Origin of the sequence: Gallibacterium salpingitidis (assembly GCF_001678495.1) — a bacterium.
In the GTDB taxonomy this organism is placed as follows: Bacteria; Pseudomonadota; Gammaproteobacteria; order Enterobacterales; family Pasteurellaceae; genus Gallibacterium; species Gallibacterium salpingitidis.
On record NZ_JTJL01000014.1, the window covers coordinates 1 to 19,576 of the forward strand.

Here is a 19,576-nt window from a genome sequence, read left to right on the forward strand (position 1 = left end):
AAGAATTACCTCTTTACTGCTAGCACAGAACATGGTTATCGCAAATTTATTGATGATAACAAACGTTGGTATCTGGTACCGCAAGCGCAACTGCAATTTGCTTATTTAACCGGCGCAGATTATCGCACTAGCAATGATATTGATGTCAAACTCGGTCATGCGAAAAGTTTAATTGGTCGTGCTGGCGTGGATATTGTTCGATTATTAGATGAAAGCGGTGATAATCGTCTTTATGTGAAAGGCAATATTATGCATGAGTTCTTGGGCAAACGTTCATTTAGTGCTAGCGACCGTACTGGGGATTACCACACTAGTTGGAACACCAGAGGTACGTGGTATGCAGTTGGTGTCGGCTACAATGCCCATGTCAGTGAAAAGACTAATGTCTTTATTGATGCGGAGAAAGAGTTTGGTCATGGCCGCACTGGTTCGTATAACTTACGTTTAGCATTATCGTGGCAGTTTAAGTAATTGATTTTTTTTCAAATCTCCCAAACCCTCTTCAATCTTGAAGAGGGTTTCTGTCATCGAATGCAGAGTTCGTTGCATTTTGGCGATAGTGAAGCGGTTTGGTGTATTTTTGCAATAATAGATGTTAGTTATAACTGCTGATACAACTTCAACGCATAAGCATCAGACATACCAGCAATATAGTCGCAAATCACTCGTTTTTGTTGATGAGATTCTGCTTGTTGCCAACGCTTAACCGTATTTGGTGGTAATAAACGTGTTGGATCGGTTAGGAAAATCTGAAACATTTCAGTAAGAATATGTTGCCCACGATATTCCACGCGCTGTGTTTTAACGTCTTTAATCACATATTTACTGACAAATTGTTTAAAGATATTCAACACTTCCACTGTTTCTGGCGGTAATTCCGCATTATAACGGAGCAATGGTTCAGTAAATTGTGTATTTTCACACCAACGAATATGAGTAATAAAGTAATTTACCAGAGAACCAATCGCATTTTTGCGTAGATAGTGTTGATCGGAAAATAGGTCTTCGGTTAATGCGTGGATATGCTGACGTATCCAAGGTGCTTGGCATTGTGAAAATTGTTCCAAGGCGGTTTGCCATTGATCGCGATGTACTAACCCAACGACAATAGCATCTTCAAAATCATGGATACCATAGGCAATATCATCTGCTAATTCCATAATACTGCAATCTAATGATTTATATCGGCTTTTTAAGGTATCAGCTGGAGAAAAACGTTCTGGCAGAGAAGTGAATAAGGCACGATCTTGAGCAGATAATGGTGAAAGTACCCAATCAAAAGCGATCCAATCATCACGAAAAATTCCTTTACCAGGGCGCCAATTTTCCATTTTTACATAACGAGGATCTTCGCTACGTGGTAGCTGCAATTGTGCATATTGCGGTGAAGTATCTTCTAACAGCACAGGATATTTCATAATGCCTAACAAAGTACGGCGAGTTAAATTCATGCCCCAATGTAGTGTATAAGGCTCTAGTTTGGTTAGAATTCGAAATGAATGGCCATTGCCCTCAAAACCACCGCTATCACTCATCATATAATTTAATGCGACTTCACCACCATGCCCAAATGGCGGATGCCCGATATCATGCGCAAAACATAAACTTTCGATTAAACTACCTTTTGGTAACAGTTTGCTGAGATGGTGTTTTAGTGTTGCTATTTCTGTTTGACCATATTGTTGGCATAGGTGAGAGAAAGCGGAATCTAAACGTAATTGTGCCGTTAAACTGCTGCCAATTTGTGCGACTTCTAGTGAATGTGTGAGGCGGGTACGATAAAAATCATTTTCGCCAATCGAGTGGATCTGTTTTTTAGCCTGTAAACAACGAAAAGCAGCGGAGTGTAAAATCCGCCCACGATCGCGTTGATAAGGGGAGCGATGATCATGTTCTCGAGCCGGATCGGGTTGCTGACGTTCTGTCCAATAACTTGCGATTTCAAACATGATCAAACTCCTTGTTAATTAATTGGATATTCCCCAATCTCTACCGGGAAATTATATAGTTTATTGCGTCTTAATACTTGAACAGTCACAATTGTGCCTGGCTTCATTTCTGCGACCATATTCACCATTTGTGCTGGAGATTGTACAGTGATATCGCCAAATTTGACGATAACATCACCAATTTGAATGCCTGCACGTTCCGCCGGGCCGCCTTTGCTTAAATTGGTAACTAATACGCCTTTTTGTTCGTTATTTTCAATTGGTGCAGAGGAGAACAAGCGACTTTCCACGCCAAAGAAACCACGAATAACGCGGCCATCTTTAATGATTTTATTCATCACTTCATTGGCTAATTTAATTGGAATGGCAAAACCAAGCCCTTCGGCAACCACTTCATTATCTGAGCGGCCAATGCTAAGTGTATTGATACCAATTAATTCACCTAAAGAGTTAATCAAAGCACCGCCGGAATTACCTTGATTAATAGAAGCATCTGTTTGAATAAAGTTTTGTTGTTTAAACTCACTGATGGTATTGCGTCCAGTGGCGCTGATAATGCCTTGAGAAACACTTTGCCCTAAGTTATAAGGGTTGCCAATTGCCAATGCGACATCACCAACGTTTACTTGACGATCAGGATTTTGCGGAATAGTAGGCAGCTCATTAGCATTAATTTTTAATACCGCTAAATCAGTAATCCAATCGCTGCCGATAATGGTAGCTTGATAAATATTTCCTGATTGTAATGCAACAATAATTTGGTCAGCATTTTGAATAACGTGTTTATTGGTGAGAATATAACCATCACTACGCATAATCACGCCAGAACCTAAATTATTAACATCAAAATTGTTGCTATTGGATTCTTGTAATGAGCGGGTGTAAACATTTACCACAGCAGGCGCGGCAATTTTTACTGCTTCGCTATAAGAAGCCACTTGCGGTACAAAGAATTTCGCTAAGAAATGATTACTGCTGGTTCCAGACAACACTAGCACAATCAGCATTGCTGCTGCTAAGCCGATAATAATGGATTGTAATAATTTTTTAATCATCTCAATACCTTACTTAGTAAAGCGCCTGACAATTTAGACAATATAGGTATTGTCCTTTTGGATCAGTAAATTGGGTTAATACGCCGAGTTGCTGACGTAATTGACGTGTTTGCGGCAAATTATTTAAGCCAAGAGCTTGTCCCAAATAGCTTTGTAGTGAAGAAGTCTTTTTCATTAGCAATGATAAAATGCCTTGGTTATCCTGATCACTTAACCAAATGATACCGATATCGTGATCATTGATCTTTTTATCTTTATCCAAAATAGTTTGATAAGCGAGATCAACCGCAGTATCAAAATCGCCAATAGTATCAACTAAATGATGTTTTAAGGCATCTTGCCCTAACCAAACTCGACCTTGGGCAATCTTATCTACTTCCGCTTTATCAATATTACGACCACGAGCAACTAAACTAATAAATTGGTCATAACCATGTTCAATTGATAATTGAATCACATCGGCATATTCTTTACTAAGCTCAGTAAAAGGTGACATATTTGCTAATGGGGAAGTTTCTACACCATCGCTATGAATACCCAGATTTTGTAAACTTTTTTCTAAAGTGATAAAGGCAGCAAAAATACCGATTGAACCTGTAATGGTGTTTTTATCTGCGACAATGTGATCAGCGGTACTTGCAATCCAATAACCGCCAGAAGCTGCCATTCCACCCATAGAAACAATTACCGGTTTGCCAAGTTTTTGTAAATGATCGACCTCTTCTCGAATAATTTCAGAAGCAGCTGCACTACCACCGGGACTGTTGATACGCAATACCACTGCCTTCACGCTGTCATCATTAGCAGCATTGCGTAATAAACGCGCGATAGTATCGCCGCCGGCAGTATTTTCTTCACTATCACTTTCACCATCAACAATAGCGCCTTCAACGCGTACGATCGCAATATTGCTTTTGCCGACATTATCTGTTTCATAATCTGGCAATACTGATAAATAATCGGTCAAATCAATATGCTGATAGCTTTTTTCTTTATCTTCACCAAATTGTTTTTTTAGTTCATCTTCTAATTGATAGCGGCTGGTGACGGTAGTGACTAATTTTTGTTGCAACGCATATTGAGTCAAATCACCTTTTAATGTGGTTAATTGTTGTAGGAAATGTGCTGTATCAGGAAAGATGTTTTCCGCTTTAAGGTGACGATTTTCACTAACAGTCGTTTGAATGTTTTTCCACATAGCATTAAGCCATTGCGTTGCATTTTGGCGCGCTTCTTCTGACATATCATCGCGTAACAATGGTTCTACTGCTGATTTATAAGTACCAACGCGGAAGATATGTGGTTGTGCATCAATTTTGTCTAATAACGATTTATAGTAAAAATGTTGCCCAGATAAACCGGTTAATTCAACTTGTCCTTGAGTATGTAAATAAATTTTGTCGGCATAGCTGGCTAAAATATATTGATTTTGCGAATAGCTGTCAGCAATAGCAACGACAGGTTTACCGCTTTCTTTAAATTGTTGTAATGCTTTACCAACGAAGGTGATTGAGGGTAAGTCACCGCCAGAGAAACCATTTAAATCTAACACAATACCTTTGATTTTTTCATCGTCTGCTGCTTGCGAGATGGCATGAACTACATCAAAAGTAGAGATCTTTTCTGGCATAGATTGTTGCTGTAAATTGTTGAGTAACGCTTTCAGCTCGCTATTTTCTTCTCGATTATCAGCAAGAAAACCATCTAAATTTAAACGTAATGCACCTTGTGGGATAGGTTGAGAATTTTTATTGTTGGCAACGATACCAATGGCTAAAAATAAAATCATTGTGAACAAAAGAAAGACAATATTCATTAAAACTCGTCGGCAAAAATTAAGGGCTTGCCAAATAAAACGTAAAATTGCTAACACTTTAATTACCTTTAAAAAATTCATTATTCTCAACGCGTTAAAATAACATAAAACGCCGATCAATGAACGATCTTTTTCATTGTGCTGTGCTACAATGGCGGTCGTCGAATTGAATATGTAAAGAGGAAATTTATTATGGACGCACTTGATTTATTGTTACATCGCCATTCTGAAAAAAATTTAATTGCCCCCGCACCAACTCCACAAGAATTAGAAACCATTTTCCAAGCGACTAGACGAGTACCTGATCATGGAAAATTGACACCTTATCGTTTTGTCGTGATGGAAAAGGAAGGATTGCAAAAACTAGGTGATTTATTAAAAGAGGCAGTTGTTGAATTAAATTTAGGTGAAGAACGTTTAGCTAAGGCAGCTGGGTTTCCTGAACGTGCACCAATGTTTGTGGCGGTGATTGCTGAAATTAATAAAGAAATTAAAAAAGTGCCAGCATGGGAGCAGATGTTAAGTGCCGGTTGTGCAGCTTATGCCTTCCAGCTTGCGGCTAATGCGTTAGGTTATGCGAATGTTTGGGTAACAGGTCCTTGGATTGATGGTAGTGCTTTACGTCAAGCGTTTGGTTGTCGTGAACACGATAAAGTGGTGGCATTAATTATGTTGGGTACTGCACAAGATAAAACACCACGACCAATCAAAGAATACAATAAAGATAAAGACAATTTTGTTACTTATCTATAATGATGCTGATAGAAACACCCACTTGCGAGTGGGTGTTTTGCTAATCGTGCTTACGATGATCGTAGGCTTGTTGTAATAACTGACGACTTTCCTGCATAAATTGCTCCGAATAATCGCCAAACCAATGATGTACTTGTTGGAAAGCTTTGATAAATCCTTGTTTATCACCAGTTTCAAAAAATTGTAGCGCTTGTTGATAGCTTTGCTGTAATGTCTTAATAACTTCAAGATTTTCTGGTTTATCCATAATAATGTCTGCGTATAACTCAGGATCTTGAGCAAATAAACGTCCAATCATTGCCAATTCTAAGCGATAAATCGGCGAGGAGAGCGCTAGCAGATTTTTCAATTGCACCGGTTGTTGCGACAAATGTAAGCCATTAGCAAAAGTAGCAAAGTGACGCAATGCTTGAATATAGGTCATACTGTGATCGTGTTCCTGTGGCGTTACTTGATATAACTTCGCACCCCAAATATGGAATTGATCTAATAGCCATTGATAACGTTCTGGATAGCGTCCGGCACAAACCGCGATTACTTGTTTTGCCATACTAGCGATATCAGGGCCAAACATTGGGTGGAAACCAACCACAGCACCTTGATGAACCGCTAACATTTTTGCCATTGGTGCGGTTTTAACTGAAGTTAAATCCGCCAATAACATTGTTGGTGTCAAATATGGCTGTAAACGTTCGATGACTTGTTCTGTTACTGTAATTGGTACAGAAATCAGTACCATATCAGCATCTTGTAGAATCTGTGCCACATTTTGCCAATCATCTTGATCCAAAATGACTACTGGATATCCAGAGTTACGCAAATAGCGCACGAATAAACTACCTAGTTTACCTTTACCACCGACGACAACGATTTTCTTAATAGCTGGATTGACAGTTTTAAAACCATATTGGTTTTCACTGTGATAAGACTCACGCATTAAACGGCGTAAAACATCTTCAATTAAATCAGGGGAGATTCCCATTTTTTCAGCTTCTTGACGACGAGCTGCCAACATACTGGTTTCTCTTTCTGGCACATAAATCGGTAATCCATGTTGATGTTTCACTTTTCCAACTTCAGCCACTAACTTTAATCTTTTGGCAAAAAGCGCTAATAGAGCTTGATCCACTTCATCGATTTGTGCGCGTAATTCCTGTAATGCTTCCACGAGATCTCCCTAAAATAATTATCGATTTAATTGAGATAAGGTAGCGTGTATTTTACGTAATAATGCTTCCGTTGTCTGCCAATCAATGCAAGCATCGGTGATAGAAACGCCATATTGCATATTTTCTTTTGGTTGTTCCGCACTTTGATTACCAGCGTTTAAATTACTTTCCAACATAATGCCGGTAATAGAACGATTACCCTCAACAATTTGTTGTAGTACATCTTCCGCTACCACTGGTTGGCGACGATAATCTTTATTAGAGTTACCATGACTGCAATCGACCATAATAGATTGCTCCAAACCCGCTTTTTCTAATTCAAGTTCGCTTTGTTTGACAAATTCTGCCTGGTAGTTTGGTAATTTACCGCCACGTAAAATAATATGTCCATCAGGATTACCGCCAGTATGTAATAAGTTCACTTGTCCTTGTTGGTTGATACCAATAAAACTATGTGATTGTGCTGCAGCTTTAAGAGCATTAATTGCGGTTGCTAAACTACCATCAGTACCATTTTTAAAGCCGACTGCCATTGATAGACCAGATGCCAATTCACGATGTGTTTGCGATTCGGTAGTTCTTGCGCCAATTGCAGACCAACTAAATAAATCTGCTAAATATTGTGGTGTAATTGGATCAAGCGCTTCAGTTGCTAAAGGTAATCCCAAATTACCTAAATCTAATAGTAATTTTCTTGCAAGGTGTAAACCTTTCTCTACATCAAAAGTACCATCTAAATTTGGATCATTGATTAACCCTTTCCAACCGACAGTAGTACGTGGTTTTTCAAAATAGACGCGCATTACAATATAGAGTTGATCTTGTACTTCATCAGCTAATGCTTTTAATTTGTGTGCATACTCTAATGCTGCCGGAATATCGTGGATTGAGCAGGGGCCACAAACCACTAATAAACGTTTATCACGACGATGTACAATATTGGCAATCTCTTGACGATAACGCTCAATATTTTGTCGGAGAGGATTTTCTAATGGTAATTTTGCTTTTAGTTCATCAGGAGTGATTAATACTTTTTCGTCCACAATATTGACATTGTGAATACTGTCTTTTCTCATTTTAAAACACCTTGTAAATTTTTATATACACTAAATGTAACGATAAAATTACACTCTTTCAGTGATAGAAACAAGTCAAATTTAGCTAACTTTTTTATCTTTTTTGACTATCGCTCATTTTTTTATCAATTAAGCAATGTGAATTGAAAAACGCTTGCACAACAAGGGTGAATCTTATAATATGCACGCCGTTGTGTTAGCGCTAAGTGCTAATTTAAAGTTTAAATTAAACGTGTGATTATACAATGTATCAAGTTCTTTTAATTATTTATCCACTTATTGCGATTGCCTTGATCGGCTTTATCCTTGTGCAACAAGGTAAAGGTGCTGATATGGGAGCATCGTTTGGTGCAGGCGCATCAGGTACAGTATTTGGAGCAAGTGGTGCAGGTAACTTTTTAACCCGTACTACAACAATTTTAGCGATTTTATTTTTCGCAATTAGCTTATTATTAGGTAATTTAACTGCACACTCAGCAAAACCAAAAGGTACATTTGATGATCTTTCTGGTGTTGCTCAAGAAGTACAAAAACAAGACGCTGCTAAACCAGCGACTGAATTACCAGCTAAACAAGATCAAAATCAAGACATTCCGAAATAAGAATTTCGCTCTGGTGGTGGAATTGGTAGACACGCTATCTTGAGGGGGTAGTGTTCATAGGACGTGCGAGTTCAAGTCTCGCCCAGAGCACCAACAAACAAAACAAAGCCTTTCGCGATTAACCGAAAGGCTTTTTTATTTCCAGTAATATCAAGGCTTCAAGCTAGTTTTACCTTTCGTAATATTCCGTATTATTCCACTTTAAACCACGCTTTTTTGTAACTATCAATGTAACCACGCTTTATAATAGCCTTATAATAGCTTTAGCGTGGTTACATAAATTGGAGAAATGCTGATGCCGAAAGTCACGAAACCTTTAACTAATACCGAAATTGAGAGAGCAAAACCAAAAGATAAGCCTTACACATTGACTGATGGAAACGGATTATTTTTGCTGGTTCAATCCACAGGTTTTAAGTCGTGGAGATTTAATTACATTCGCCCTAGTACTGATAAAAGAGTAAAAATTAGCTTAGGCACTTATCCAGAAATATCACTCGCACAAGCAAGAAGTAAACGTGAGGAATATCGCTCGTTATTAGCTCAAGGCATCGATCCGCAAATTAAAAAGGAACAGGAAGAACAAGCGATCACTTCAAAAATTGAAAATAGCTTTTTATCTGTTGCTGAAAAATGGAGAGAGAAGAAAGTATTAGAAATTGAAGAACTTACTTTCAAGAAAAATTGGAGACGTTTAGAAACTTATGTATTTCCTTTCTTTAAGGATATACCTGTCGTAGAAATTCTTCCTAATCTTGTTATTAATACTCTTGAGCCTTTAAATAAACAAGGAAAAGGAGATACTTTAAAACGCATTATAAGATTGATAAATGAAATCCTTAATTATGCTGTAAATTATGGATTACTTCCGTTTAATCCTTGTTCTAATGTTAATGCTGTTTTTAACTTTGGTAAGAATAAAAATAATCCAACTATTCGCCCAGAAGAATTACCAGAACTTTTATATAAGATCCAAAATTCAAAACTTACTTTATATACTCGTTGTTTAATTAAGTTCCAATTACTTACCTTAGCAAGACCTATTGAAGCAAGCAGTGCTGAATGGTCAGAAATTGATTTTGATAAATCACTATGGACGATCCCAGCTAAAAGAATGAAAACTAGAAAAGTACATATAGTTCCTTTATCGAATCAAGCGTTAAAAGTATTAGAAGTGATGAAAGAATTTACTATAAATGAGCCTTATGTTTTTCAAAGTTTCAAAAAGCCAAATAAACCAATGAGTAGTCAAACCGTAAATAAATCGTTAGTTAATCTTGGTTATAAAGGTAGGCTTACTGGTCATGGATTACGAGCTATCGGTAGTACTTATTTAAATGAATATGAACCAATGATTCCCCCAGATGTTATAGAAGCTTGTTTATCACATGGAATAAAAGATCAAGTTAGACGAGCTTATAACCGTTCTGATTATCTCGAACAACGAAAACCAGTAATGCAATTATGGGGTGATTATTGTGAGGAATGTGAAAAAATTTATCGATAGTTTATTTTTTTTAGGAAAAGGTGTTCACCTATTCACCTTTGCCATTTTTTCCTTATAAATCAAATACATAAAGGGTGAATACGGTATTCACCCAGTATTCACCCTAGTGTTCACCCTTTCGAGCTTAACTATCTGATTTTTCTATATAAATTCAGTGTAGTATAAAAAAAGCATAAGAACAAGTTGTTTATTAAGGCTTGATGTACTCGTTGTAAAACTCCTCAAAATTTTTAAATGTAACATTGGTTTTTACACCATATTTGGTTCTCCTTTTTTTCATTGGATGAGGAGCATTATTTTGTTCCAACCCTTGTCTTAATGCGCCACTAAAATTATTTAAGTTTAAACCACCTGAAATATTATTAGCATCTATATAAAGCAGATAAGCTGGATAAAGGTGCGTTTTAGCGGTTGTGAATTGATTCGATCTAGCGTTACCAATGAATAATCCTTCCAATTGTGGCAGTGTAGTAAAATGTTCACAAAATGCGGTAATATGGTCAGATTGTTTCTTCACTTCTAACGCTTCATCACTGTTTTTTTGTGATTCTAATGCTGTTTTCGCATCTTCTGGATTTGGAAAAGCGGAAAGTATTTTCTGAATGATACCGCCAATTTCTTGTTCTAGTTTTTTCACAAAATCAGGATCACGCTCTTTTTCAGGTACAACATGATTAAAAACAAATGGAACACGTCGACGTTCTACACCGCCAGAACGTTCAGTGAATCGAGTGGGTTCGTTGTTTACTACTAAAATAATCGCTGCAATAATCGATTTAAATTTATTGCGATACTTTGGCTCAATTGCTAAGGCATCACCGCCAGTAATGCTTTTTAAGCCAGAACCATCACCACCATAGCGAGATTGTTCAGGGCAAATAATCAATGTTTTACCATGTAGCGGTGTTCTTTCTCGCGGTTCGTCAAAGTCTTGTAATCGTGCTGATTCGGTATTTTCTCTGCCAGCGAGCATTGTCGCAATTTCAGTGAAAACACTTTTACCACTTCCACCTCGTCCTGTAATTTCAAGAAATAATTGCCAGTTATAGCGATTTGTTAAAATCATATATAACGCGGCAAGTAGGTTATATTTTTTCTCGGTTTTTTCTTCTGATACAAAGTTTAACCAACGATCAAACAGAGGTGTTTCTTGTTTGTCAGTTAAGTAATCATAAGGAATAATAGAGGTGAGATAATCTTCACGACAATGTGGTTTAAACTCTAATGTGTCGCGATTTAATGAACCATTCTTGAAGGAAATAAAGTTTTTAGCTTCCTTCATCAGTGGTAATTGAATTTTGGCGGTATTAATAATATTTTCAATTGTTCTGGCTGAATAAGAAAACTCATTTTCCTCAAAGAAACCTACAGCTTTATAAGTTAAATCTTGTTCATCAACTCTTTCCCATATCAAACCATTGTAAGCATAGATATTACCGCTTTCACGTTGAACAGCGAGATCTAAACCTAGCCATTTTACAAAAGCTCTTGCTTTTATATTTGTACCATCTTTCTCTTTAACCTTTGGTTCATCATATTGAACAGTATCTTTCGCAACCGCTTCACCTTTCCTTGCTCGTTCCACATAATGACTTAAATCTTGTACCAGTTCACCAATATTATTCTTAAGTGATACGGTTTTAGCGTCAGTATGTTCTGCGAGATTTAAAACAATTTTATCTACATCATCATCTGATAATTTACCAAATTTGAAGATTTCAATAATTTGTTTCTCTTTAGGTGCAATGCGTAGCGTGTTAAGAATATTGAATTTCTCTTTATCCAAAATAACAGGCGGTTGGTTTCTATCTGTTTCGATCGTGTCAGCAAGGAAATGCCAGCCCTGGCCATTTCCGTTACTCCATGCTTGCCACGCTTCTGAACCTGCGAGAATAATAGTAGATTCATAAGGATTGGCAGATTGATCTTTAACATAAGGTGCGTTAGTTAATCTCATCTTGCACCTCACCTAAACGACTTACTTTCACTTCTGAATAAATTGCGGTTTCTCGTAAGTATTCCGCTGCCTCTAACGCTTGTTTATAGGTTGGATAATAGCCGACAAAATCAATTTCACCTTGTTTGTCGTAAGCTGTAATTTCAAAAGATTGTTTAGTCATTGTTCACCTCTTTTTTTAATAGCGTGAGGGCTTGCTCAAGATAATCAGTGATAGCTTCAACAGCATAGGATTCAGGAGAATTTAAGCTTTCAGATAAAATGAGTGTGATACTTCTTGCTTTGTTTAAAAGAATGGTGATTTCGGTGTGTTGATTAAGCATAGCTGACTCCCTTTGCATTTAAGCGAGCAATACAAACTGCATTTCTAGAGAGTTGTAGGTATTGGCGAGCTTCTTGTTCTGAATTGGCAAGAATGGTGATTTTTAGGCGTTTTTTGCCTAGTAATAGAAATTTATAAATCATAGCTGTAACTCCAGTGAATAAATTTTTAGAAGTTACCGCTAAAAGTTTCCAGGCTTTTGGGCGGTAACGTGTAACAGGCTGGAAAACTGCGATCACTGGAACACAGCAAAGGGCAAAACCTTTCCCGTTACACGTCACCATCGATTGATTAAATAGACGGTTTCCCGCCTTTCTTTGAGGTGTGCGTGTGCTACGCATAAAAAAACACGCATTAAGAGGCGTGTTATGCGCCAGTGATATATCGTTCGAGTTTCCAGGCTCGGCTTTCGATTTTGCGAAAGCGTTATTAAAATAACTTAAAATCGGATTAGCTGTAAATAAAACTAATGATGAAAATAATTCATTTTTAATTTTACTTATATTAGAATGGCTAGAGCAGTAAAACTTATTCATTTTTTCAATTCCTTAGCCCTCATGCCTCGAGGGCTTTTTATTACAATAAATTCATTAATTCGTTTTGGATAACATCAACTACTTCAATGATGTTTAAATGCTTAACTTCACCTGTATTTAAATCAGTTTCTGTTACAGGGTTGCCTCTTTTAATATCTTCGAGAAGACCGTCAATTAATGCAATCTTTTCTTCTAGTACGTTCATTGTTATGCCTCTTAAAAAGTATTGAGAATGTGTTGAATTTGCTCTGAAGTAAATGGTAGCGCCTCACGTTTTATTGCTGAATGGTTGATATAGCCAATCAACTTTAAAGCTGTTTCTCGATTAGGACAGTGGTATTTATAATATTGTCCTAATCCATCTTCGGTTTTATTCCATTCTCTATTGAATTGGATGTTGAGTTCTTTCTCCAGTGTATTTACCTCATTACGTCCGCTTGTCATATTGAAATGATAAACCATTTCACGTTCAGAAATACCATTGGGATTAAGTAAAGCTCTTGCAACACGCTCTTTTCGAGTTGGATTTCGCATATCTTCCTCCATTAAAGATTTCTTGAATTGGCTTTATCTTCGATCCATTGAAGTACTTCTGATAACTTCCAGCGGATACAGTTGCTAGAAAAGCGGATAGGCTGAGGAAATTCGTTATTATTAACCATTTCGGTAAGTTTGGTATTACCCAAACCAATATGAGCCAATACCTGTTTTTTTGTAATTAAAGTGTGATTTTCTAAATCTTGATTTATCATTTCATACCCTCTTTAGGTTAGTTATCGCAGTAAAGGTTATGTAACGTTACGAAGGGTATTTTCTACAATAAAAAATAATGATGAAATTCCATGTTGCTGCAAAGTGCCACAAAATACTTTAAATAGTTACAAATGGATAGGTGCAAAGAATAATGATTGATTTAAAGAGCAAAGGTTAATAATACTGTTATGCTGATTTAGCGATTTCTTTTAATTCTCTTAATTTGAAACTATTATAAAATCTCCCCATGGCGCTTTCTGTTAGTACTATTTGATATTCGTCCATCAATTGGTTAATTATTTGTTTTTTACTGTATTGTGGGTGTTCCTTTAGTATTTCTATAAAACGCTGCTCATACTGCTTATGAACTTCGTCTTTGGCTTTTCTTCTTTTTTTATGTTGTTGTCCTGCTGAAGTTCTCGCATTAATCGATCTAATGCGCTTTATTATTCGTATAAAATCTTCGCAAACTAATGATGTGTACAATAGCGCTTCTATTATTTCGAGCATTTCAATTAAAAGGCTGTTTTGACTCTGTTCAGAATCAATTTTGCAAAATTTATCTTCTAGTATGCGCAAATTTCTAAAAACATTTTCTGAGTTCTTAATGATTCTTGGCAAATAATCAGGGTGAAGAATAATTTCTTCAATATCAGGAATTTGTTTTTCGATTTTGTCTAAATAAATCTTATTTACTATGGCTTCTCTATCAAGATCGTTTGGTGAAGGTTGTAATTGACGAATAGCGTTTATTATTTGATGTAAGGTTCTACCTTTTTGACATAATTTAGTCATGCAATATCCCTATGTTATTGACCCCTATTGATTAAGAAATGTGGCAAATAGTATATAGGGTTTACTACCTTTCGAGCTGGTTAGCTATTCCAACTCTAGCCACAATATCATTGTATTATAAAAAGATTATTTTATCGATGAAACTTGTTTATTAGACAATGTAATGAAGATATTTAGGATGGAAGAATTGAGCTGCTTTAAATATCGAGATAGAAAACAAAGATTTCTTTTAAATCAAAGGGAAGCCCAGCTCGGCTAACCAAATCCGATGTTGCTTCCCTTGATAACAGCATTGCTACTAATGGTTATACCTTAGGCAATATCACTGATAATGTCAATAAAGAAGAATCATGATTGTTACACTATAATTTTGGTAGTGAAAACAACATTTCTATACGTCTACCGTAATGGATTAAATAATGAACAATTCAAGCGGCTTTATCTTCTTGCTGAGGTAGTATAATTCCTTGCTGCAAGATTCGATTAAGTTCATTGATAATACTTTGGTATTGACGCTCCCGATAAATCGATTTTTGTTGTCTTTTATAGTGCATTTTTAATAAGAAGATACACATTTTACTGATTTTAGGTGAAATTGAGCATAAACCTATTTTGGTGATACGGCTGACTTGTAAGGTGCGGAATATTTCATAGCAATCAGCAAGGTCTGGATTAACCTTTAATAATCGATAAAAAGCACTTGCACTGATATTATTCACCACTAAAAATTCTGATAATGTTGGAAATTCGCCACCTAACACTTTCGTTTGATTACCAACTTGAACAAGTTGATAGATGGGCGGACGTTGAGTGAGGTAGTAATCTATCGTTGCTCTTAATCGTTTAGTTAATATTTGAGGATTGTATTTATAAGGTCGTCCTTTCTTAATGGTCCATGTCATATGTTGTCTCCAAAAGAAAACGCCGCATAGGGCGTTTTAATATTAATATTTACCACCGATTTTATAGTCATTAAGGCGTAAGATAATTTTCAAATCTTCATCATCTAGCGCTTCAATAAGTTCTGGTGAATAACTTTTATGCCACTTTAAGCAATCTCGTTCTAACACCATCTCTTTCGCTTCTAAATACAGGTTATTAATCGCGTCAATGCCTTGATTTTTCGTTTGTTGAGAAGAGTTGAGCCAATATAAGGCTTGTTCTTGAAAATGCGCTAAAACAGCCATTTTTAGCCTTTTTACGCGTTTCTCTAAAACTTGGGTATATTGAAAATGGATATAATCATCAAATTTTAATATCTCTCCCTCTAAGAAAGGACCGTTGAGTAGCCATAATTCAGATTGATGAAGATAAGTTGCTGATTGGGTCATGGTTATTTTCCTCGTAAAAATTGATTGATAATGTCTTTATGCCAAAATTCTTTTTTGCCAATCTTCGTTGGTTTTGGGAATTTCCCTTGTTTATATTGTTTTCTCAGGGTTTGAATCGTAATGCCTGTTAAGTCAGTGACGTCTTTAGCGGTCATAATGTTTACTTCTGAAGTAGTTTGCATTTTTTTCTCCTTAATATCTCAATACGTAGTTGTTTATCTCGAATAAAAGCATTGGACTCAGCGATACGGTTTATTTCTGAAAAAGAAGTTATTGTTTTACCGTCATCAAAGAGGATTAGCTCTCGGCATCTTTTTCGATCTAACGGATGATGAAGAGTATTAATAAATTGCTCACAAGCCGCTAAAGACTCTTGATAACGGCGTTCTTGTTCCTCTTTATCTTGCAATAGCTGATGTTCTGTTTTCATTTTGTAATTGAATTCAAGCGATTTTCGGCGGCGATAGGCTTGAATATCTAGCGTACAAAGTGATTGTTCTTGTTGAATTTGTTCTTCCACGTCTGCAATTTCAGTATCAATTTGTTCAATACTTTGTTGTTGGGTGAGTTTTTGCGTCAGTGAATGATATAAACTTGGTCGCATGGATTGTGAAACCAGAAAGCGATATAGCGGTGTTCTTGAATCTTGGTAAAGGTCAATATTCTCTTGTTTTAATTGCTCTCTGCTTGCGACATAGCGCTCAAATGCGGAAGCAATAATTCGATCACCCACGTCTATATCAAGCATATTGGTTTTATTTAGATTAACGAGTTCAGCAAACCGTAAATAACTATCTCCTTCAACAATGGTATCTATTGGGCAATCTTGTACTGTCTCTGTCACTTCTAAACGATTAATGAAATAGTGAACGGGTTTCAAAATGCGTTGAGTAGTTAAGTAGGGCTTTAATCCTGTTTTTTCATATTGCTTATAGATAATTAATAATGTTTGGCCGCTTTTTAGTTCCGCAAAAATTAACGCACCATGAAAGAAACTTGGCTGAGTATCTTTTATCGCTTTTTTGTAAGGCGTGATATAGCGTAATCCATAGCATTCATTTTCATCAAAAATAACGGAAGGAATTAATCTTAAGTCCATCACATCATCTTGTAGAAAAGCCCTTAGTTGCTTTGATTGTTCCTTTAAGTAGTCTTTTTGTTCTGTTTCGCTTAATGGCTCAGAAAGTAATTTTGTTGGAATGTGAATTTGACTCACTTCATATTGGGTAAGGGGTGAAAAAATCTTGGTGTTATGAAGATTGGCATTCAACAAACGTTTATACAGTTCAGCGTAAATACGTCTGTTAAATGGAACTTGAGAAATGATATTTAGTGTCATAGTAAACCTCTTAGTGATAAATCGTGCTAAGAGTATAAAACGCACTTTTTGAGTGAATTTTTTATTTTTCCTATGATTTGAGATGAATTGATGAAACTTAAGGAGTGTTTTTAAGCAGAATGCAAAAAAGCATTCTGATTCTCTGTTTTACTAAAGATTGAGTAATGAAAGATTTTATCTATTACAAATTTATTATTAAAGATATTAGAGAAGTAAAAAGATATATAACTATTTTATAAAAAATAAGCTTATTCCGAATAAAATTTAATCAATTATAAAAAGGTGAATAGGGTGAACACCTGGTGAATACCTAAAAAAGAAGTATTCACCTTATAAGTTATTAATATATAATATATTTTTTATAGTGGTGAATAGGGTGAATACATTTTATATAAAAAAATAAACTATCGATAAAATGTGAATTTTAAATCTGATAAATAATTTTTGTAACCAAGAATGTAACCAACTTAAATGCTTTAAATATTAAGTTATTAAATTTAAAAGAATTAATTTTTTAGATCAAGTCTCGCCCAGGCACCACAACACTAAACAAAGCCTTTCGCAATTAACCGAAAGGCTTTTTTCTTATTATTTTCTGATAAATAGATTTTATCCAGGGTATAAATTGAAACAGCTAGCGTTCTAAAACTGTTTCAATTAAGTAAATTAGTATTTTAAAGTTTCACCCTCTTTTGGCACAGCTACACGATCCTGTAATTGATGTTGTTTAACAAATTTACGCATATCATTACTACTAACAACGGTATGATTAACTGCATCCATATGTACTGTAATTAATTTTGATGTTGGGGCAACTTTATAGGCTTTAGCAACATCTTGCGTTCCCATAATAATACTGCCATCGAAACCAGTTAATTGTGCATAACCGGTATTCATCACAACAACGTCAGGATGATAAGTATTTAGTGCAAAATCAATTTGATGAGTCCAAATGGTATCGCCCATAATATAGAGTGTTTTCTCTCCTTTAGCCTGCATAACAACTCCCATCGCATCACCAGCAAGTTCCGCCAATTTAGGGTTGGCATACATAATATCAGTACCATGTTGTCCCGGAATTTTAGTTAATTTTACGTGGTTAAATTCTGTATTTTTACCAAGTACTCGCACATCTTTAAATCCTTGTTCGCGGATAATTCTGGCATCACCTGCATTTTGTACAAAGATTGGTAGATTTTTTGGTAGTAATTTTTGTGCTGCGATATCCCAATGATCTGGATGAGTATGGGTAACAATAACAGCATCAATACCTTTAATCACCTGTTCTGCTGGCATTGACATATCAATGCGAGGATTGCGTAATTGGCTATTTACAGTTCCTTCAAACCCTGGATAACTATTTTTTGTCGCAAGATAAGGATCAATTAGGAAAGTATTACCAGCGATATTAATTCTAGCCGTAGCATTGCGAATATGTTGATAACTGATGTCTGCAGATGCAGCAGACGATATTGCCATACCTAAAGTCATTGCAAGTAAAGTAGGTTTTATTCTTATGTTCATCGTTATTTCCTTATGTTAGTTGTAAAAGTGAATAAATTTTGTGAGTTGCGTATTATCGTGCATTTATGAAAGCGAAAATATTGACTTATATGGCAGAAAACGAAAGAATTGGCTCAATTTTTAACGATGAGGATTGAGCGATGAAATTACCGCGTGTAGCGTTAGTGTTATATCCAAATTTCAGTTTGTTTCACTTTACCATTCCATTTACGGTGTTTTCGATGGAATTGGAGCATAACAAATTATTTGAATTGATGATTGTAGCCACAGAGGAGAGTGAAAATTCTGATTCATCAAAACTATTTAATGTGAAAGCTGATGGAGGATTGTCCTTATTACAGCAAGCAGATTTAATTGTGATGTTTGGTTGGGATGATATAACGCAAGCACCATCAAAATCCTTGCAGTTGGCATTACAACAAGCCTATCAACGTGGTGCGACTATTGTTGGGCTTTGTTATGGTGCTTATCCTTTGGCTTATGCTGGCTTGTTAGATGGTAAAAAAGCAACAACGCATTGGTATGCAGAACAAGATTTTAAACAACGTTTTCCACAAATTCAGTTGGAAACTAATGCGATTTATATTGAACAAGAACGGATTATGACTTCGGCTGGAACGGCATCAGGATTAGATTGTTGTTTAGCGATTGTGCGCAGTTATTATGGGGTAAAAGTTGCTAATCAAATAGCGCGAATCTTAGTGGTATCACCACATCGTGAAGGTGGGCAATCGCAATTTATCGAACAACCAATAGCGCGGAAAACGGCTAATGAAAATATTAACCAATTATTAGAGGTAATAAGGTCAAATCTAACAGAAACTTATTCTATTGATATGTTGGCGAAACGTTTATTAATGAGTCGGAGCACATTTACTAGACATTTTAGAAAAGCAACAGGTATGGCTTATAACGAATGGTTAATTGAAATTCGCTTGCAACGAGCGCGGGAATTATTAGAGAGCACTAAATTGACCATAGAAGAAATTTCGCAACAGGTTGGTTTTCATTCCGCTACCTCATTTCGGCAACATTTCAAACAAAAACACCAAATTAGTCCAAAAAAATGGCAACAAAGATTTACTTATTAAA

23 protein-coding genes and 1 tRNA gene are annotated in these 19,576 nt (G+C 36.0%); 6 read left to right on the plus strand and 18 right to left on the minus strand.

Features of this window, described 5'->3' with window-relative positions:
- The coding region (locus tag QS62_RS04160) for an autotransporter outer membrane beta-barrel domain-containing protein (protein ID WP_156550054.1) at positions 1-471 on the plus strand (471 nt) is incomplete at its 5' end.
- Between the two features lie 128 nt (positions 472-599).
- Here the strand turns inward: QS62_RS04160 and QS62_RS04165 are convergent.
- The 3 genes from QS62_RS04165 to sppA are packed head-to-tail and all read right to left on the minus strand — an operon-like array spanning position 600 to position 4,901.
- A complete protein-coding gene (locus QS62_RS04165) occupies positions 600-1,949 on the minus strand; it encodes an anti-phage deoxyguanosine triphosphatase (protein ID WP_066106372.1) in 1,350 nt (449 codons plus the stop codon).
- A gap of 14 nt (positions 1,950-1,963) precedes the next feature.
- Entirely contained in the window at positions 1,964-3,004 is a 1,041-nt protein-coding gene (gene degS / locus QS62_RS04170; RefSeq protein WP_066106375.1) for an outer membrane-stress sensor serine endopeptidase DegS, read from the minus strand.
- Positions 3,005-3,017: 13 nt separating this feature from the next.
- Positions 3,018-4,901, minus strand: coding sequence for a signal peptide peptidase SppA (gene sppA, locus QS62_RS04175; protein ID WP_066106378.1), 1,884 nt, complete (start codon positions 4,899-4,901; stop codon positions 3,018-3,020).
- A 111-nt stretch (positions 4,902-5,012) separates the two neighbouring features.
- Here sppA and QS62_RS04180 point away from each other — a divergent pair, with 111 nt between their 5' ends.
- A complete protein-coding gene (locus tag QS62_RS04180; protein ID WP_066106381.1) occupies positions 5,013-5,573 on the plus strand; it encodes an NAD(P)H nitroreductase in 561 nt (186 codons plus the stop codon).
- A 40-nt stretch (positions 5,574-5,613) separates the two neighbouring features.
- On the opposite strand, the gene tyrA is transcribed toward QS62_RS04180, so the two are convergent.
- Both tyrA and QS62_RS04190 read right to left on the minus strand, forming a co-directional pair.
- A complete protein-coding gene (gene tyrA / locus QS62_RS04185; RefSeq protein WP_066106384.1) occupies positions 5,614-6,741 on the minus strand; it encodes a bifunctional chorismate mutase/prephenate dehydrogenase in 1,128 nt (375 codons plus the stop codon).
- A gap of 18 nt (positions 6,742-6,759) precedes the next feature.
- A complete protein-coding gene (locus tag QS62_RS04190) occupies positions 6,760-7,818 on the minus strand; it encodes a 3-deoxy-7-phosphoheptulonate synthase (RefSeq protein ID WP_066106387.1) in 1,059 nt (352 codons plus the stop codon).
- A gap of 245 nt (positions 7,819-8,063) precedes the next feature.
- Here QS62_RS04190 and secG point away from each other — a divergent pair, with 245 nt between their 5' ends.
- From secG to QS62_RS04205, 3 genes are all read left to right on the plus strand, one after another.
- Entirely contained in the window at positions 8,064-8,420 is a 357-nt protein-coding gene (secG, locus tag QS62_RS04195; RefSeq protein WP_066106390.1) for a preprotein translocase subunit SecG, read from the plus strand.
- A gap of 7 nt (positions 8,421-8,427) precedes the next feature.
- A tRNA-Leu gene (locus tag QS62_RS04200) sits at positions 8,428-8,513 on the plus strand.
- 202 nt (positions 8,514-8,715) lie between these two features.
- Positions 8,716-9,927 carry an integrase arm-type DNA-binding domain-containing protein gene (locus QS62_RS04205; protein ID WP_066106393.1) on the plus strand — a complete coding sequence of 404 codons (1,212 nt, stop codon included), beginning with the start codon at positions 8,716-8,718 and terminating at the stop codon, positions 9,925-9,927.
- 190 nt (positions 9,928-10,117) lie between these two features.
- On the opposite strand, the gene QS62_RS04210 is transcribed toward QS62_RS04205, so the two are convergent.
- The 13 genes from QS62_RS04210 to QS62_RS04255 form a co-directional block, all read right to left on the minus strand.
- Complete coding sequence (locus QS62_RS04210; RefSeq protein ID WP_066106397.1) at positions 10,118-11,884, minus strand: DNA primase family protein; 1,767 nt, start codon at positions 11,882-11,884, stop codon at positions 10,118-10,120.
- Positions 11,871-12,047, minus strand: coding sequence for a hypothetical protein (locus tag QS62_RS11980; protein ID WP_156550056.1), 177 nt, complete (start codon positions 12,045-12,047; stop codon positions 11,871-11,873). Before QS62_RS11980 ends, QS62_RS04210 begins: the two co-directional genes overlap by 14 nt.
- Positions 12,040-12,207 (minus strand): hypothetical protein, encoded by a 168-nt coding sequence (locus tag QS62_RS11985; protein WP_156550057.1) that lies wholly within the window; start codon positions 12,205-12,207, stop codon positions 12,040-12,042. The genes QS62_RS11980 and QS62_RS11985 overlap by 8 nt, the downstream gene beginning before the upstream one ends.
- Positions 12,200-12,742 (minus strand): ash family protein, encoded by a 543-nt coding sequence (locus QS62_RS04215; protein WP_082966130.1) that lies wholly within the window; start codon positions 12,740-12,742, stop codon positions 12,200-12,202. The genes QS62_RS11985 and QS62_RS04215 overlap by 8 nt, the downstream gene beginning before the upstream one ends.
- A gap of 40 nt (positions 12,743-12,782) precedes the next feature.
- Positions 12,783-12,947 carry a hypothetical protein gene (locus QS62_RS11990; protein WP_156550059.1) on the minus strand — a complete coding sequence of 55 codons (165 nt, stop codon included), beginning with the start codon at positions 12,945-12,947 and terminating at the stop codon, positions 12,783-12,785.
- Positions 12,948-12,958: 11 nt separating this feature from the next.
- On the minus strand, positions 12,959-13,276 hold the full coding sequence (locus tag QS62_RS04220; protein WP_156550061.1) for a hypothetical protein: 318 nt from the start codon (positions 13,274-13,276) through the stop codon (positions 12,959-12,961).
- A gap of 11 nt (positions 13,277-13,287) precedes the next feature.
- Positions 13,288-13,494, minus strand: a complete 207-nt coding sequence (locus QS62_RS04225; protein ID WP_066106402.1) for a helix-turn-helix transcriptional regulator — start codon at positions 13,492-13,494, stop codon at positions 13,288-13,290.
- Between the two features lie 187 nt (positions 13,495-13,681).
- On the minus strand, positions 13,682-14,290 hold the full coding sequence (locus QS62_RS04230; protein ID WP_066106405.1) for a helix-turn-helix domain-containing protein: 609 nt from the start codon (positions 14,288-14,290) through the stop codon (positions 13,682-13,684).
- 428 nt (positions 14,291-14,718) lie between these two features.
- Complete coding sequence (locus QS62_RS04235) at positions 14,719-15,192, minus strand: hypothetical protein (RefSeq protein WP_066106408.1); 474 nt, start codon at positions 15,190-15,192, stop codon at positions 14,719-14,721.
- Positions 15,193-15,234: 42 nt separating this feature from the next.
- Complete coding sequence (locus QS62_RS04240) at positions 15,235-15,621, minus strand: hypothetical protein (RefSeq protein WP_066106411.1); 387 nt, start codon at positions 15,619-15,621, stop codon at positions 15,235-15,237.
- 2 nt (positions 15,622-15,623) lie between these two features.
- Positions 15,624-15,803 (minus strand): helix-turn-helix transcriptional regulator, encoded by a 180-nt coding sequence (locus tag QS62_RS04245; protein WP_066106413.1) that lies wholly within the window; start codon positions 15,801-15,803, stop codon positions 15,624-15,626.
- Positions 15,782-16,960, minus strand: a complete 1,179-nt coding sequence (locus QS62_RS04250; RefSeq protein WP_066106416.1) for a hypothetical protein — start codon at positions 16,958-16,960, stop codon at positions 15,782-15,784. Before QS62_RS04250 ends, QS62_RS04245 begins: the two co-directional genes overlap by 22 nt.
- Before the next feature lie 666 nt (positions 16,961-17,626).
- Positions 17,627-18,484 (minus strand): MBL fold metallo-hydrolase, encoded by an 858-nt coding sequence (locus QS62_RS04255; RefSeq protein ID WP_066106419.1) that lies wholly within the window; start codon positions 18,482-18,484, stop codon positions 17,627-17,629.
- Between the two features lie 140 nt (positions 18,485-18,624).
- Between QS62_RS04255 and QS62_RS04260 the strand changes: the two genes are divergently transcribed.
- Positions 18,625-19,575, plus strand: a complete 951-nt coding sequence (locus QS62_RS04260) for a GlxA family transcriptional regulator (RefSeq protein WP_066106423.1) — start codon at positions 18,625-18,627, stop codon at positions 19,573-19,575.
- The last annotated feature ends 1 nt before the right edge of the window (position 19,576 follow it).